This window comes from Kitasatospora sp. NPDC015121 (assembly GCF_055562955.1).
The window spans coordinates 1-15941 of sequence record NZ_JBVHEH010000061.1 but is presented as its reverse complement, the minus strand read 5'-3'; the positions used below and the strand labels follow the sequence as shown (position 1 = coordinate 15941).

The following is a 15941-nucleotide window of genomic DNA, read 5'->3' as shown; positions in this document are numbered from 1 at the left end:
AATGTAGGCACTACCGATCCAGGCTTCGCCTACTCGGCAACCCACGGCAACTTGCAAGCGAGTCCCCGGCCCGAAACGGGCCGACCCTCATACCGTCTACCGAAGGCGCATCATGGTCCACATCGCCCTCACCCGAGGGCAGAGACCAGCAGCATGAAATCAGCACACGCCCCGCTCAAATGCGGAGAGCCCAATATTGACCCCTGACCGCCGATCCTGGCTCTAGTCGAGCCAGGAGGGACGAAGGGATGCTGTCCGTGGAAGATTGGGCCGAAATCCGGCGTCTGCATCGAAGCGAAAGGTTGCCGATCAAGGCAATCGCTCGCCTGATGGGAGTTTCCCGCAACACCGTCCGCTCGGCGTTAGCCGCCGACGGACCACCGAAATATCAACGCGCCAAATCTGGTTCGATCGTCGACGTCGTCGAACCCCGCATTCGGGAGTTGCTCCACGAGTTCCCGACGATGCCCGCAACGGTGATCGCCGAACGCATCGGCTGGGACCGCTCAATCCGAACCCTGAGCACAAGGGTCGCCGAATTTCGACCGGTCTATCTGCCGCCGGACCCGGCTTCACGAACCACGTATCTTCCCGGCGAGATCGCTCAGTGCGACTTCTGGTTCCCTCCGATCACTCTGCCGATCGATCACGGCCATGTTCGGACCGCGACGAAACTACCGGTCTTGACGATGACCTGCGGATATTCGCGCTGGTTCTCTGCCTTGTTGATTCCCACCCGCGGCGCCGAAGACCTGTTCGCCGGCTGGTGGCACCTGATCGTCGGGCTCGGCGCAGTGCCCCGAGTACTTGTCTGGGACGGCGAAGGTGCCATCGGCCGATGGCGGCACCGCAAGGTGGAACTAACGCAGGACTGCCAGGGATTTCGCGGCACTCTCGGTGCGAAAGTGCTCGTCTGTAAGCCGGCCGATCCGGAAGCGAAGGGCATCATCGAACGCAATCACGACTATCTGGAGACCTCGTTTCTGCCCGGCCGTTCGTTCACCGGTCCCAATGATTTCAACCGGCAACTGTCGGCGTGGTTAGCGATCGCGAACAGCCGTCGCAAACGCGCCCTCGGCTGCGCCCCGGCCGATCGCATCGATGCCGACCGCGCCCGAATGCTCGAGTTGCCGCCCGTGCCACCGGTGACCGGATGGCAGTACTCGACCAGACTGGCCCGCGATCACTACATCCGACTCGATTCGAACGACTACTCGGTGCATCCGTCGGTGATCGGACAGCGCATCGAGGTCACCGCCGATCTGGCCCGGGTGCGAGTGTGGTGCGCGGGCCGGTGCGTCGCTGATCATGTTCGGGCGTGGGCGAAACATCAGACGATCTCCGATTCCGATCACGTGAAAGCTGCTGTCACACTGCGCCATAACCGCATCACAGTGGTTCACCCGGCGGCTGAACCGGAGGTTCAGATTCGATCGCTGAGCGATTACGACGCCATGTTCGACGTCCCTGACTACGATGGAACGGAGGCACTATGACCACCAACAACAGCGGAACCCGGCAGCCTCAGCATGATCTGACCGCCGAGTTGAATTTCCTGTCCCGCGCCCTCAAAGCACCGACCTTGCGTGATGCCGCCGGACGATTGACCGAACGAGCACGTGAAGAGAGTTGGACTCACGAAGAATTTCTGGTCGCGTGCCTGCAGCGGGAAGTCTCCGCGCGAGAAAGTCACGGCGGCGAATCCCGGATCCGCGCCGCTCGTTTCCCTGCCCGTAAATCGTTGGAGGAGTTCGACTTCGACCACGCTCGCGGTCTGCAGCGTGATGCCATTGCGCATCTGAACACCTGGCACGGTCGTCCCCACGACCGGCGCAGCGACGTCGCCGCGCTGCAGGACCTGCTGCCGACGGTGCGGTCCACCGTGCACGTCCCGGTCCTGACCGACGCCCTCGCTGTCGCCGATGCTCACGCATGGGCCGACATCCTCGCTCGCCCCGCGCCGGTGCAGTTCGAGCGAGTCGATTTCAACGACCCCTTGTGGGTGCTGTACTCGTCCGGGACCACCGGAATACCGAAAGGCATCGTGCATTCACACGGCGGAGTCCTGCTCGAACATTACAAGCTGCTCGGCCTGCACCACGACCTCGGGCCGGGAGACCGCTTCTTCTGGTACACCACCACTAATTGGATGATGTGGAACCTCGTCGTGTCCGGACTCCTGCTCGGGTCGACCATCGTCGTCTATGACGGCAGTCCGACGTATCCGAACCCGCAGCGCCTGTGGACGATCGCCGCGGACTGCCGAGCCCGCGTCCTCGGAGTCAGCCCCGGATACCTGCTCACCTGCGCCAAAATGGGTGTCGAACCCGCCCGAAACCTCGATCTAAGCCACCTCAAGATACTCGGATCCACGGGCGCACCCCTGGCCGAGCAACAGTACGACTGGGTCCGCGGCCACGTCGGATCGACGATCCAGGTGGCCTCCGTCAGCGGCGGAACCGACGTGGTGAGCGGGTTCGCCGGCAGCGCCCCGAACACGGCGGTGTGGGCGGGCGAGCTGTCCGCACCGATGCTGGGTGTGGCCCTGGAAGCCCGCGACGAGAACGGTCGGCCCGTCATTGGCGACGTCGGCGAGTTGGTGGTCACCGAACCGATGCCCTCGATGCCCGTCTTCTTCTGGAATGACGCGGACGGGACCCGGTATCGCACCTCCTACTTCGAGACCTATCCCGGTCTCTGGCGTCACGGCGACTGGGTAATCGTGACCGAACGCGGCAGCGTCGTCGTGACCGGTCGATCGGATGCAACGCTGAACCGTCATGGAGTGCGCTTCGGAAGCGCCGACATCTACGACATCGTCGAAGACCTGCCGGAAGTCGGCGAGGCACTCGTCGTCGGAATCGAACTCGACGGCGGCGGCTACTGGATGCCGCTGTTCGTCGTCCCCGCACCGGGCAGGTCACTCGACCAGGAGCTCCGCGAGCGCATCACCACCGCGATCCGAACCCACGCGTCCCCTCGCCATGTTCCCGACGAGATCATCGAAGTACCCGCCATCCCGCACACCCGCACCGGCAAGAAGATCGAGATACCGATCAAACGCATCGTCCAAGGAGCGGACGTCGATCGCATCATCGGATCCGACACGATCGACGACCCCGACGCCCTGCGGTACTTCACCCGGTTCACCCGCACCGATGCCGCGAGCAGGACCCCCTGACAACCGGGGCGCATGCACCGCTTCCCTCCCTGCCACGCCATCCGAGCAACGAGCCGAGGTTCAGAAGAACGATGTTTTCCAAAGTATTGGTGGCTGCCGGGACTGTTTCGCAATCGGTGTTTTGGCCCGAGACGCTGAGTGAATGCTCGGCGAGGAGGTGCCGAGATGACGACACTGGAAGATGTGACGAAGAAGAGGGCCGAGCCCTCCGCGGAAGCTGCGGCGGCCGCAGAGTTGGTGCGCCTGGCCAAGGAGCAGGGCCTGTCGCTGACCGGGCCGGACGGCCTGCTCAAACAGTTCACCAAAACCGTCCTGGAAACCGCACTGAACGAGTGTGTGACACCGTATTTCTTCGGCGGCGGCATCAAGGTCGCGGAGACGATCTCCCGGCGATCGAGGCTACGCGGCCGCCCCGAACGCGCATCGTCTTCGAGGCCGGCCAAGCCGTCTACGTCGTAGCGGGCGCGCCAGGAGATCACCGTCGGCCGCGACACCCCGACCAGATCCGCGATCGACGAATTCGACTCACCTTGAGATGCGAGCAAAACAATCCTCGCTCGCTGCGCCGCACCGGAGGAGATCGACCTCGACCGCAGTCGTCGGGCCAACTCGAGATCGTCGCCGTCTCGCAAGAGTAGGGGCTTAATCCGCATGCTTGAAGTATCTCAAATCGCACTGTCAAAGAATTTTAGGCGCGCGGCACTAGGTAGCGCTCTCACCTACCTCGCTGAGGTCTACGCCTCGAAGCCCTCATCACCGAACTCCGCGACTTCCCCATCCGGACTTCAGTTGGTGAAGGCTCGCGCGAACGTCCACCCCCTACTGGCGGACGCCAACTGGAATGTCGATCCGATGGGCGTATTCGGCACTCTCGGTCACTGCCACCATTCCGCGCGGTCCTCCCATCGCTCGCAACGCGACGTTTTTTTGCCTGCCCGGCAGGCAAGCAGGAACCGAGGTTCTGACGAGAACCTCGGTACCGGCGGCTCGTTCACCTCTGTCACATGTTGAGCGAACTTGCTCAGCCGCCTCAAGGTGCTACTCGAGCAGGGCGGTAAGGGAGTGAAGCTTGCCGGCGAGCCGGACGCCCAGAGCCGGCAAAGGGCACGGGACCTCAAGTAGGGGCGGTAGGCAGAGAAATGCCGTGACCCGTCCCCCGGCGCCATACTCTCGGGGTTGGGTCGATAATCTGGCGGAATCCGACCCTACGTCGGGTAGTGAGCGATCGCACCGCAAACACGCCGAACGTTCTCCGACGATCGAGCACGGCATAGTCGAACGCATCCCGGAGAGCAGTCCCAGTGGTCTTCGAAAACGAGTTCCCCAGTCAGGAGCAGATACTCGTCCCTACCACTCCAGACCGTTCACCTTTCAGCGTCGGGGAACCGGTCTATAGCAGTACGTTTCGGTCAATCAGCGCCCGCAGTGATCTCTGGAAGTTTCTCTGCGCGGCGCAAACGTTCCGCCATGTCGACGACCAGCCCTGTGGACGACTCGGAAAGGCCGACCACTGCAGCCAACAGTTGCCGCAACGCCCCCTGTTCGAGACAGTCGATGACAACCGACGGTTCCGCCCCCTCACTGTCGACCGGCAGATAAAAATACTTGTCATCGACGCCGAAGAAATTAGCAAGCACAGCGACCACATCCGGAGAAGGGTTCGTCCGCCTACTTCGACGTAACTGAGACAGATAAGGGCGGGAGAGGCGAGAGCCACTCGCGGCGAGACCGTCCGCCACCACAGCTTGCGTGACCGGACGACCGAATCGCGGCGAATCCTCGAACAACATATTCAACCGATCAGCGAACATACGATCCTCACGTCGAAAAACCTAGACAGTATCGATTTCAGAACGATGATCACATGTCGCCGCCGGTAAGAGGAGCGCTCGGACTCAGCAGCTCGTATCCTTCCCGCGCATGCAGCGGTTCCCTCGCCGCTATCGCGGTTAACCCTGCCGTTTTCTGCTTCCGACTCCCGTGCGCCCCTGTCAAGCAACGTTGAAAATAAGGACACATTGCAGCACAACACCATTACCGCCAATAGTTCGCTGTCGTGCCGACAAAACGGAAACATTGTCGCAGGCTCGGCACAGAAATTTCCAGCGGCAGCCCCGGCCGAAGCATTGAAAGTCGCCCACATCAACCACGACGACAACGAAACTGAGGCCGGTCTGTCGCTACTATCGACCCTCGACATTATCACCGCAGACGCCCACGTCTTCCTCGTTCCCGCCCCTCGGCCTGCTCCTGCGCATTGCGCGGCACCTCGACGCCGCCGCAGCATCCTTCTTGCGTGGCGCGAACCTCTCCGACGGACTCGACAAATCCAACCGCCACTTCGCCCACATCCTCGCCCAGGACGCCAACGGAATCCGCATTCTCGCACAATGACACATTCAACGAAAAATGTATCTGCTTGCAGCCCAACATGTTCAAAATGACATGGCTGATCCACGGCGAGCCCTGGAGAATGCAAACAAGCGCCATCCAGCGTGGTCGAGGAGTTAAGGATGCGTCAGCGAGTTCTCGGGAATACCGTCCAGTACTGACACCGCGGACTCGATCGGTCGAGATACGTTAGATCCAGTCTTCCGGTGATGCCGCCAGGAGGCGATCCATCATCTCCGCGGAGAATGTGGCCGCAGGAACGGAAGGCGCCTTTCGTGGTCTACGGGAATGGTCCGATTCGGGGTACAACGATCGAGAAATTTCACGGACCGCGTGGACGACCAAGGGGCGAGGCGTTCTAGCTGAACGGATTTGTTGTTGCCGCACAGGGCGATGCTGCCGACGGGTTCTTCGTATCCGCGAACCGCAGCAGCGATGCAGGCCACACCATGAGCTGACTCTCCTCGCTCGAAGGCCACACCGCGGCGCCGGCGGATGCGACTCAGTTCCTGGTGCAAAACATTGATGTCTGTGATGGTGTTTTCCGTACTGCGAGAAAGGACTGAGCCGAAAAGAGCGTCGACGCGTTCGGGGGCGATCCACGCCAGGATCGCTTTTCCGCCGGCGGTGCAGTGGGCGGGGGCGTGACCCCCGACACGCGACGGGATTGCAGCGGCGAAACGTCCGCCGACTTTGTCGAGATCGACGACGTCGGGGCCGTCGAGGACGGTCAGATGCACGACCATACCGGTCTGCTGGTGCAATTCGTGCAGAAACGGTGCGGCCGCTTCACGAAGCGAGCTGCGCCTCTCGCCGTCGCCGTCCCCCGGAGAGCGCGGCGACCGAGGCAGTATCCGAAGGAGGCGTGCTCGACCCATCCGAAGGTGGTGAGCTGATCGAGAATGCGGTGGACAGTGGAGCGAGGTAATCGAGTACGGCATGCAACCTGTTCGAGCGTGATCCGAGCTCCTCGGCCGCCGAAGGCGTCGAGAATCAACGTCAGTCGCTCGATCATCGAGGGTGGCAGGTCCTTGCCCGACTTCATCTCTGTCGAGACGCCCGGCGTTGTGCCATTCTGGTCAGCGATGCCCATGAAGCCCCTTCCGAAATTTACTAGAATTCATTCTATCTCCTGTGTTCCCCACCCAGTCGGTGGCTCGCTTGCAGAATGCGACGGTAAGCGCAGCAGACACATACATCGCGTCACAGACTTACCGGTGTCATCGGTGCGCGGGATGCGTTGCCTGCCAGTAGGAATGCGCGTTCGAAGAATTGGCCTATGGTCGATTTCGTGAGCACTGTGCCCGTCGTCGGCACCGAACTCGGACGCGACTGCCTTCAATGTAGATGTCCACTGTTTATTACCGTGCTCGAGTTCTACGCCGGTTCACCACCTGAACTGACCGACCGCCGGGAAAGTTTCGTTGATTGCCGCAGCGGATGCAGGGGCGTTATCGAACAGCCGGTCGGTATCGACATCAGCCGTTGACCGATACCACGATCTCGCCACTTCGCGGGGAGTGATCACCAACGTCTATCCGCGTCGCAACCGCTGCAGAATGGCATCGAGTTACGGGCGTGAGGCTTCGCACCGCCGGCGTGATCGAGATGAACATTCTCGGCCCCCCACCCACCCGCGCCAGCCTGGAACGAGGGCCGAACACTACCCTTCTCCGTTACTTGTCAGGAACGCGGCAATGTACTTGTACTGACGCACGGCAGAATGACGCTCATCTGGTGCAGCAGGCGACTCTGGACGACAAGGCCAGCATCAGGGAGTGCTGCCCGTCGCCTTGATCGGTTTCTGCTGGGCCTCGTTGTGCCTGCTCGACAAATACGGCGGGCTGTTCATGTTTGGAGAACAAGGCACCAGGGCATGGAGGATGTTGACCCGCCGGTTGAGTCCCCCACTCCGTCCCGGCGGGTCTTCGATCTGCGTGTCGGAGTTGTCGCCGGTTCTGACACGCACGGTCCACCGACCGATGTTCACACCTGATGTCGGTGGACCGCCCGAACTTCGCGCTCGTCGCCGACACGGCGGGCGCGTGCCCGCCCACCGAGACTCTGCTCGTGCTCAGTGTCGGTGGGCCCTTGACTACGTCCTTCCTCAATGTTCGCCAGGCACCGACCGGCCTCCTGGCCGGGCCAGGTCGGCGCTTAACGCCACCTCACTACATCTGGTTTCAATTTTGCCTATAATCTATGTCTGATGGTATAGATTCTGTGATCTATTGAACTTCTCGCACCGCCGGATCTGGTGGCTGGCCGGTGCGCAGAGCGAGAACCTAGCGAGAGAATAGGAATCACTGTGATTGTCCTCGGCATCATTCTGGCCCTGATCGGTTACTTCACCGCAATCAGTATTTTGACGACAGTCGGCATCATCTTGGTGGTGGTCGGCGCAATCCTGACACTTCTGGGCACTATGGGTCGCGCTGTGGGCGGTCGAAAAGTTTGGTATTAACACCCTATATACCTCGGCCTAACCCTCGCCTGGGACATCTGGCTCGCGCGGGTACCTAATTTGCTCGACCCATGATGATGCACCACTACCGGGATCGCCTCCTCCTGTAAGAGAGGTACTGGGCACATCCCACCTCCACGTTTGAGGGTGCCTGTCGACAGAGTTCAGTGCAGCTGGGCAACCTGCCGGGAGGCCCCGCGGAGAGTGTTTATCTCCGAATGTCGCATTCACTCTGGAAGGCTTGAAACATGCTGGTACGTCGAATTGCTCGTCCACTGCTTTCCACGATCTTCATCGCCGGGGGAATCGATGCTTTGCGCAACCCCGCTCAGCGAGCAGCCAAAGCGTCACCGCTGATCGACAAATCCGTCGAGACGCTGCCAGGAGCAGTGACGCAGAAGGTGCCTGCTGATCCGGAAACACTCGTCAAGATCAACGCCGCCGTCCAGATCGGCGGCGGTGCCCTGCTGGCCACCGGCAAGGCGCCGCGCCTCGCGTCGTTGGTCCTCGCGGGGAGCCTGGTACCGACCACGCTTGCCGGTCACGACTTCTGGAACGAAACCGATCCGTCACTGCGAGCGATGCAGCGGACCAACTTCATCAAGAACGTCAGCCTGCTCGGCGGACTGATGATCGCGTCCGTCGACACAGAGGGCAAGCCGTCGCTCGGCTGGCGCGGCCGCCGCGCCGCGAAGAAGGCTCAGGCGTCTATCGCCGCGGCACTTCCGTTGGTCGCATCGCAGACCGATCACACGAGCGATCGCGTCGAACACGCTCTGTCGGTGGCGTCCGAACGCGGTTCCGAACTTGCCGAAACCGCGAAGGCACACGGCACGGATTGGCTCGAACTTGCCAAGGAGCGCAGCTCCGAGTTCGCGGAGATCGCGAGCAAGCGAGCCGCGGAATTCGGAGAGGTCGCCAAAGAACGCGGCCCGGACATCCTCGAAGTCGCGCAGAAGCGCGGCTCCGAACTGGCCGAGACCGCACGTGAGCGCAGCGCCGAACTGGCAGAGCTGGCGAGCAAGCGCAGCTCGGAGTTCGCCGAACTCGCCCTCGAGAAGAGCAACGAGTGGGCAGAAACGGCGTCGGAGCAGACCGAGGTGCTGGGTAAGCGTGCTCGCAAGCGCGCAGAGAAGGCGCTCGAAAAGGCTCGCGCCAAGAAGGACGAATTGACGCACTGAGCGCACCGAAAAACACGGTCACAATCGTTCAGTGACGTTACTACGAGTTTGTTGGCTAGCGTTTTCTGGCTAGATTTCGTAGCCGACGAAAACACGATGGACATGCACTCCCAGAGATAAGTGCTCCGAGCGGATGACACAGCGGGGGCACCCACTGGCTGCGCTCGCGCGAGGCTTTGTTTGAGAGCGCGACTCGGGGGGTCCGCCAACGAACACGAAGGTAGAGGCAGGTCATATGGGGACCTGGCTCGCGAAATTGACGGATGATCACGGAGAGTGGCTGATGACGGCTCGCGCCGACAAGACCAAGATCACCAGAGAAGACGTCACCCTCCTACGCGGAGGACAGGTGATCGGTGTTGACGACGGTGTCATCGGCGTGGTCGGGTCGATGCCTCTCGATCCGACCACCGCATCTCCGCGGTGGGTCACAATACGCCGGGACCACTCAGGAGTGGTGCACGCACCACTCCCCCCTGTACAACAGCGAGGTGTGCGGCCCTAGACCTCACGCGTGAGTCGACTGCAGATCAGGAATCATAGGTCCCCGACCGATACCTCACCGAGTCGTGCGTCATGTGGTCATGGAGAACGCGTTCGTGGAGCATGCTGAAGCGGATCGGCGGACATGCTCAAGCCATTGTGCGTGGCATATGTCTTCTACTTCCGGGAATGCGGGCCCTCCCGAGAGGTCGAGGATCTGGTCCGGTCGTGGAGGTAGGTCGGCGTCGGTCACACGCTCGATGAGCCCCACTGCTTTCCATCCGCACGAGCATTGCGCCCGCCAACCGATCGTCGCTTCATCGGGCACGTACGTTCCGTCCTCGAGTCCGAAGCCCCGGGCGCTGTACGACAGTGCGGTGCGATCGCCGGCGACGATCGTCGCCGGCGCTCCTTCGTGAGCGCCGTCAGTACTCGTCCAGCACATCCCGTCTCCTTCCTGCAAACCCTTTCACAGTCGGACCACCTAATTCGTGCAAACCTCGATTACTGCGCCCGATCACCCCGCGAAGCTCTCCGCTCGTAGCACCAACGCCGAACATGCCTCCGTCAGAACTCCGGCTACATCAGACTGCATTGCTGACTAGCGCGTGCAGTCAATACGGCTGATTTGATGCTCGATCGCACAAGGGTAACGGTCACCCCGTCACGATGGGCTATCTGCCGCTGTGTCCAACCGCAGTAATATCCCTGGTAGAGGTATCTTCTTGCGCGGCAATCCCCTGTTGACCAACTGAAGCCGTCTTTGCATGCGTGGGCTTCCTCGGCCGATCCGGAGGCCTCCTGAGAGGACCATAAAGCCTCGCGCCGAGGGCGGGAGCGAATCTTTTCTATCGCTCGCCGGTGAGCAATCATGATTACCCACGCCGTAGGGCTCCCGTTTTCCGTCTTGTACTCGGGCGCGCATGCCCATACCTCGCGATACACCGACCGTGCCAGTTCGTCGCTAACTCGCTGATCACCGAACATCTGCATGAGCAGGTCGCAGGCCCAAGGGGAAGTCCGGTCGTAGAATTCGGCGAAAGCTGCACGACTCCCGGAGGAAACAGAACACAGCACAGCAACAAGGTGGTCGTCTGGATCAGCCTTTACCATCACGGTCGCCCCACTCTCACGTGAACTTACAGAGCGAGCATAGTCATCTGCACTCAGCAGGAACCTCGGAAAGTGGGGCTCGAACGTCTCGAATGAATGTCAGTTAGTACACAGCAGCCGGAAGTCGTGTAGCTAGCCCCTGCCGTATTGCTGTGGTCTCCATCACCCGCATCCGAGGTTGATGGAGCGCTCGCTCCGAATCATGGGCACACCCAAAGTCGCAACATGCCCAAGCAGGTTGGCAAAGGCATCCCGGAATGAACACGAGTCTTGTTCTTCACCAAGATCATTCATCGATCGTGCGAAAAAGACGGATTAGCCACCGGCGATTCGTGGATATCCGAGGAGGCCGAGATCGTAGGGCCGCGCCTCAGCCCCCGACGTGCGATCACCTCTTACTTCGATTCCACGTGTAACCCTCGGCTCTGGAATGAGATACACATATCGTAAACGTCCTCTAAGACTGAATCCTTAGGAAAATGCCCCCTATTCACCAGATGTCACCATGACTCCCGCGGCTTCCACACCCGCGAGCATCGAAGGCCCTTCGGTGTGGCGTGATCGTAAGAGGTACCTGTGGCCGCTCGGATTGCTGATTCCACTCAGCCCGTTCATCTCCTGGTTTCTCGTCGACAACCTTCGTCTCGGATTGTTCTGGGCGACCGGCGCGTGGCTACTGGTCATCGTCATCCCGATCATCGACATGCTGGCCGGTGAAGACGGCGAAAGTCCGCCGGACGATGCGATCCCACGACTGCAGAAGGACCGCTACTACCGCTGGTGCACTTACGCGTTCCTCCCCTTGCAATACGCCGGTCTGGTCTTCGCCTGCTGGTGCTGGATCAACGCTCCGATGGGAATCGCGGAGAAGATCGCGATGTCGTTCACGGTGGGCGTCGTCGCCGGCGTCGGTATCAACGCGGCCCACGAGCTCGGCCACAAGAGCGAGAAGATCGAACAGTGGCTCGCGAAAGTGGCGCTTGCGCAATCTCTCTACGGGCACTTCTACGTGGAACACAATTTCGGCCACCATGTGCGTGTAGCTACTCCGCAGGACCCGGCCAGCTCACGGTTCGGTGAGAGCTTCTGGAGGTTCTTGCCACGAAGTGTGTTCGGCGGGCTGCGTTCGGCATGGCGCATCGAGAGCGCTCGACTCCAGAGGAAAGGCAAACGAACCTGGAGCTTCGAGAACAATATTCTCAACGCTTGGGCGATGAGTGTTGTCCTCTTCGCGACGCTGATCGGTATCTTCGGTTGGGAGGTCGCGCCCTGGCTCCTGCTGCAGGCAGTTGCCGGATTCACCTTCCTCGAAGCCGCGAACTACCTCGAGCATTACGGCCTGCTGCGTGGCAAGCGTGCCGACGGCTCGTACGTTCGCGCCAGCCCCGCTGACAGTTGGAACAGCGATCACGTCGTGAGCAATCTGTTTCTCTACCAACTGCAGCGGCACAGCGATCACCACGCCAACCCGAAGCTGCGGTACCAAAGTCTGCGTAGCGCGGCCGAAGCGCCGCAACTTCCGGCCGGCTACGCAGTGATGATCGTGATCGCGTGGATTCCACCGCTGTGGCGCCGGGTGATGGATCAGAGATTGTTGGACTACTACGACGGCGACACAGAACGAATCAACGCCAGGAGCACGACCTGATGAACGCCCACGACCCAACAAATACAGAGTCAGATCCGTACCCGCACAACGACATAGATCGCCACCTGCAGTCTCACGCCAGATTCGCACGTGCAGCGTCGAGTCCAGAAGTCATCGCCGCCGCGCAATTCTTGCTGCAGCAACCCGATGCCTATCTATACCGCCGCCGCTACCTCGAACTCATCGTCGATACCACAGACTCAGACGGCACCCCGATCACCGACTACACCGCTGCCGAAAAATATCTGCTCACCGCGTACAGAAAAATTCTTCGATCCGATACCGGGCATCCGAGTCAGAAAGAATCACGCACCGTCGACTCCTCGAAAGGACAATCATGGGCCTGAACGGGTCGACTCCAGCCTCCGCTCAGCACGAAAGCAGCGGTGGCAATGGACCGCCACCTCCTCCCGCTGTCTTTGATATCGGCTCCGAAGACTTACTCACTCCAAAACAAGTGTCCGAACTTTTTCGTGTAACTCCGAAAACAGTCGCTCGCTGGGCTGACGAAGGAAAAATCGGGTTTACCTCGACCATCGGCGGTCACCGCCGCTACCACCGCACCGAGATCCGTATGCTCTTGCACTCGCTTCACACTCCAGGGCCAAAAACGGATCCGACGGCATCCTGAATTCAAGCCCGAAATGCTGTAACCCAACCCTGACGATACCGATGCACGTTACTTTCGTTCGCGGATCAGATGCTCCCGATGTCGCCGACTGTGCCCTGAACTCGCATGTGACCGTCGGACAACGTGTACGTGACACCGACGATCGCGCACGCACTCTTGTCCATCTTGTCGGCGATGATCCGCGACCTCTGCATGATCAGCGCGCCGGTCTCCACGACGTGACGGCCTTCGAGTTCGTCGACGGTGGACAAGCCCTCGTTGCTGCCTATCAGAACCACGCTCGACCGCACTGCGGACGAAGCTGTCCGGAACAGTTCTTGGTCTCAATAGGTCAACGCATCACCGACGATAACGGATCAGCCCCAGAAGATCGGATCGCCACCGTTTTCGATGTGATCGAGCAAATCCTGAACGTGAGGGCTCGGCGCCAAGAACTGGTAACGGTGAAATTTGAGGTTCCGGTCCCGCCAATACAAAGTCCACAGCCCGGTTTTCTTCGTGTAAGACAGGCGGGCGATCGGGAATCGCGTCCACTCCGGTCCGAAGTCCTCACGCCACGGCGACCGGCATTCGCAGATCGTGACATGGCGCGGCGCGATGTCGCATTCGACCCGAATCTCATGACGCAGACGATCGGGAACTCTACTGGCGCAGTACTTCACGATCCGGGCGACATCGAGTTCGGGAAGTCCGGTAGCAGCCATGACCATCATCATGCCAACCGCCGTTATGGCCAGCTTTGCTATCCAACTGCGGAGGAACCGAGCACCTGGTCTTCTCGTTGGCGTGGACTGTCCCAGTCGAGCACCCGACGAGGCCGATCGTTGAGTCTCGCCGCGATCGAATTCAGGCCCTCCTGGCTGAAAGTGCGCAGGTCAGCGTTCTTGCGCGGTACTGGCGCAGGAGCCCGTTCGTATTTTCGTTCGTCCCTCGTTGCCACGGATGATGCGGGGCGCAAAAGTAGACGGGCAGGTCGAGTGCTGCGGTGATGCGCTCGTGCGCGGCCATTTCCAGTCCCCGATCCCACGTCAACGACCGACGCAGATGCGCAGGCAACCGGCCCAGATAGGCAATCAAGGCGTCCGCAACCGTCTCGGCCCGGTACCCGTCCGGCAGTGCGACCACATGCACGGCGCGTGATTGCCGATCCACCAGCGTCGCGACCGCTGACGGGCGGGTGCCGAACACGAGATCGCCTTCGAGGTGTCCGGGCTCGCTACGATCACCGGCCGCAGAGCTGCGGTGATCGATGGGGACCCTGTTCCGTATCTGCCCGCGCCCGTGGGAGCGTTTCTTCCCACGAGGCCGGCGGATCCGCCGATCGGTACGCAGTTCGTGAAATTTTGTGTCGTCGAATACTTGTCGCGACGGTATATACAGGCAACGGTAAATCGTCTCGTGCGAAACCCACATCTGCGGATCGGACGGGTACTCGCGCCGGAGCCAGGCGGAGATCTGCTGCGGTGACCACTGCTCACTCAGCTTCCCTGTGACAACCTCCTGCAGAAAATGCCTGGTAGAGAGGGTCGAGATTTGAGGGCGGCGCGCGCGGACATACGCTGCGGCATCCGCCGGGGTCGCCCGATAGTGTTCGCGGCCGCCGTTGCGGGCGATCTCCCGTGCGATCGTGGACGGGGATCTTCCGAGTTTGTCGGCGATCGTCCGAGCGCTGTCACCGGCGGCGATCCCACGGGAAATCTCTTCACGCTCCCCGGCCGTGAGATGAGATGCTCGCCGACGACGTGGGAGCGGCCGGATACCGCCGGATTTACGCAGGAACCGGCCGATCTGAGGGACACTCTCCCCGAGGACCCGCCCGGTCGCACTCAGCGAATCACCGCGACGCCACATCTCCCAGATCGTGTTCTCTTGATCCACAGTGAACCCGAGCGCCTTGTTGCCCATCCATGCCTCCACGATCACGCATCATGTCACCAGCAGTGATGCGTTGACGTATTGAGAGCAAGTTCCGTTGTCGAGGGCATGGACGCGTGGTTGACAAACCGCTCGTTGCCTTCGCGAAGAGACGTCCAAGCGGAAAGGGGGGGCTTGATCGCGGCATCCATCTACCGTGCATACAAAGTCTGGCGACTCACTATCGACACCTGAATTGAGGGCCTGGAACCGTGCGGCGGGGCGCTGGTCGACGATACTAGAACAGTACGAGGGACTGAGCCCGGAAAACAATTTACTGCGGTGCAGGCCGCATTCTCTTAACACCGTGGTGACGGATCGGGCCACCGCTGAGGGTCTGCACCCGAATCGAGGCTACGCGCCGCCACATCCTCAAGAAGATGCACGTCCATTTGTTGACCCCGAGATTCAGTCCGGCCGGAAGGTGTTCGCCGCGAGACTTGTTCGCCCACAATCACACGTCTCAGCCTAGACAGTGATGCGTACCGGAAAGCTGAATTTCTTCTCACCGTGGATATTACGTATTCCTATTGCCGGCGCCGATGGACCGGGATCAGGAATGACCGCTTCCGCTCCCCTGAGATCTATCTACTCAAAAACTGAACTGCTCCCTACACGTAGGGCCGTGGAGTTCGGTCCCAACGCGCAGGGAGCATCTCGTGGCGAACTCATACCTCGACAGGTTTTCGGTTCGGCGTCAGCCCGAATGTTCGCTCAGCTGAGCGAGTTCAGTGCGGTGATGAAAGAGACGGCGGTGATGCCGAGCTTGAGCAGTTCGCTGATCTTGCCGAGATTCAGTTCCTCGAGCGAGTCGGTGCTCAGCGATGCGGTGTCGAAAGAGGCTCTTCCCAGATGAGGGTGTAGGTCGGCCGGGCGCGTCGGTCCGCAGGTAGACGTCGAGGTCTCCCGACGATGGAGGTTCCTACGCCATCCAT

Annotated in this window: 17 protein-coding genes and 1 pseudogene; 9 read left to right on the top strand and 9 right to left on the bottom strand. The window is 60.9% G+C overall.

From position 1 onward, the window contains the following. Positions 1-248: 248 nt before the first annotated feature. From istA to ACZ3J7_RS39740, 3 genes are all read left to right on the top strand, one after another. A complete protein-coding gene (gene istA, locus ACZ3J7_RS39750) occupies positions 249-1496 on the top strand; it encodes an IS21 family transposase (RefSeq protein WP_209923626.1) in 1248 nt (415 codons plus the stop codon). Beyond that, positions 1493-3181 (top strand): acetoacetate--CoA ligase, encoded by a 1689-nt coding sequence (locus tag ACZ3J7_RS39745; protein WP_064113783.1) that lies wholly within the window; start codon positions 1493-1495, stop codon positions 3179-3181. The genes istA and ACZ3J7_RS39745 overlap by 4 nt, the downstream gene beginning before the upstream one ends. 165 nt (positions 3182-3346) lie before the next feature. After that, positions 3347-3640, top strand: a complete 294-nt coding sequence (locus ACZ3J7_RS39740) for a hypothetical protein (protein WP_397957361.1) — start codon at positions 3347-3349, stop codon at positions 3638-3640. Here the strand turns inward: ACZ3J7_RS39740 and ACZ3J7_RS39735 are convergent. The 4 genes and pseudogenes from ACZ3J7_RS39735 to ACZ3J7_RS39720 form a co-directional block, all read right to left on the bottom strand. Beyond that, positions 3634-3834: pseudogene (locus tag ACZ3J7_RS39735) on the bottom strand (helix-turn-helix domain-containing protein); the annotation flags it as partial. The gene ACZ3J7_RS39740 and the pseudogene ACZ3J7_RS39735 sit on opposite strands and share 7 nt — an antisense overlap. A gap of 756 nt (positions 3835-4590) precedes the next feature. Continuing rightward, positions 4591-4992 carry a helix-turn-helix domain-containing protein gene (locus ACZ3J7_RS39730; protein ID WP_064113782.1) on the bottom strand — a complete coding sequence of 134 codons (402 nt, stop codon included), beginning with the start codon at positions 4990-4992 and terminating at the stop codon, positions 4591-4593. A gap of 810 nt (positions 4993-5802) precedes the next feature. Continuing rightward, the gene (locus ACZ3J7_RS39725) at positions 5803-6318 is read right to left on the bottom strand and encodes an IclR family transcriptional regulator (protein ID WP_350835193.1); all 516 of its coding nucleotides are present in this window, start codon (positions 6316-6318) and stop codon (positions 5803-5805) included. Then, positions 6303-6665, bottom strand: a complete 363-nt coding sequence (locus ACZ3J7_RS39720) for a helix-turn-helix domain-containing protein (protein WP_350835195.1) — start codon at positions 6663-6665, stop codon at positions 6303-6305. Before ACZ3J7_RS39720 ends, ACZ3J7_RS39725 begins: the two co-directional genes overlap by 16 nt. 198 nt (positions 6666-6863) lie before the next feature. On the opposite strand from ACZ3J7_RS39720, the gene ACZ3J7_RS39715 reads away from it, so the two are divergent. The 3 genes from ACZ3J7_RS39715 (at position 6864) to ACZ3J7_RS39705 (ending at position 9217) form a co-directional block, all read left to right on the top strand. Then, a complete protein-coding gene (locus ACZ3J7_RS39715; RefSeq protein ID WP_125053481.1) occupies positions 6864-7061 on the top strand; it encodes a hypothetical protein in 198 nt (65 codons plus the stop codon). 819 nt (positions 7062-7880) lie between these two features. Then, the gene (locus tag ACZ3J7_RS39710; RefSeq protein WP_087503832.1) at positions 7881-8036 is read left to right on the top strand and encodes a DUF6131 family protein; all 156 of its coding nucleotides are present in this window, start codon (positions 7881-7883) and stop codon (positions 8034-8036) included. A 248-nt stretch (positions 8037-8284) separates the two neighbouring features. Next, positions 8285-9217 carry a DoxX family protein gene (locus tag ACZ3J7_RS39705; RefSeq protein ID WP_003944048.1) on the top strand — a complete coding sequence of 311 codons (933 nt, stop codon included), beginning with the start codon at positions 8285-8287 and terminating at the stop codon, positions 9215-9217. A gap of 1062 nt (positions 9218-10279) precedes the next feature. Here ACZ3J7_RS39705 and ACZ3J7_RS39700 read toward each other — a convergent pair. Next, positions 10280-10813, bottom strand: coding sequence for a sigma factor (locus ACZ3J7_RS39700; protein WP_073513845.1), 534 nt, complete (start codon positions 10811-10813; stop codon positions 10280-10282). A gap of 505 nt (positions 10814-11318) precedes the next feature. Here ACZ3J7_RS39700 and ACZ3J7_RS39695 point away from each other — a divergent pair. From ACZ3J7_RS39695 to ACZ3J7_RS39685, 3 genes are read left to right on the top strand one after another with little or no spacing between them, the layout of a single operon-like run. Then, complete coding sequence (locus ACZ3J7_RS39695) at positions 11319-12461, top strand: alkane 1-monooxygenase (RefSeq protein WP_149357449.1); 1143 nt, start codon at positions 11319-11321, stop codon at positions 12459-12461. Further along, on the top strand, positions 12461-12808 hold the full coding sequence (locus ACZ3J7_RS39690) for a hypothetical protein (RefSeq protein WP_187781738.1): 348 nt from the start codon (positions 12461-12463) through the stop codon (positions 12806-12808). Before ACZ3J7_RS39695 ends, ACZ3J7_RS39690 begins: the two co-directional genes overlap by 1 nt. Next, positions 12799-13092 (top strand): BldC family transcriptional regulator, encoded by a 294-nt coding sequence (locus ACZ3J7_RS39685; RefSeq protein WP_081377674.1) that lies wholly within the window; start codon positions 12799-12801, stop codon positions 13090-13092. Before ACZ3J7_RS39690 ends, ACZ3J7_RS39685 begins: the two co-directional genes overlap by 10 nt. 65 nt (positions 13093-13157) lie before the next feature. On the opposite strand, the gene ACZ3J7_RS39680 is transcribed toward ACZ3J7_RS39685, so the two are convergent. The 4 genes from ACZ3J7_RS39680 to ACZ3J7_RS39665 form a co-directional block, all read right to left on the bottom strand. Then, on the bottom strand, positions 13158-13343 hold the full coding sequence (locus tag ACZ3J7_RS39680; RefSeq protein ID WP_352101953.1) for a hypothetical protein: 186 nt from the start codon (positions 13341-13343) through the stop codon (positions 13158-13160). Between the two features lie 105 nt (positions 13344-13448). Continuing rightward, positions 13449-13796 (bottom strand): DUF3024 domain-containing protein, encoded by a 348-nt coding sequence (locus tag ACZ3J7_RS39675; RefSeq protein WP_073513844.1) that lies wholly within the window; start codon positions 13794-13796, stop codon positions 13449-13451. Positions 13797-13938: 142 nt separating this feature from the next. After that, the gene (locus ACZ3J7_RS39670) at positions 13939-14997 is read right to left on the bottom strand and encodes an IS30 family transposase (RefSeq protein WP_209923624.1); all 1059 of its coding nucleotides are present in this window, start codon (positions 14995-14997) and stop codon (positions 13939-13941) included. Positions 14998-15720: 723 nt separating this feature from the next. After that, on the bottom strand, positions 15721-15941 hold a 221-nt coding region (locus ACZ3J7_RS39665), incomplete at its 5' end, for a hypothetical protein (RefSeq protein WP_350835235.1).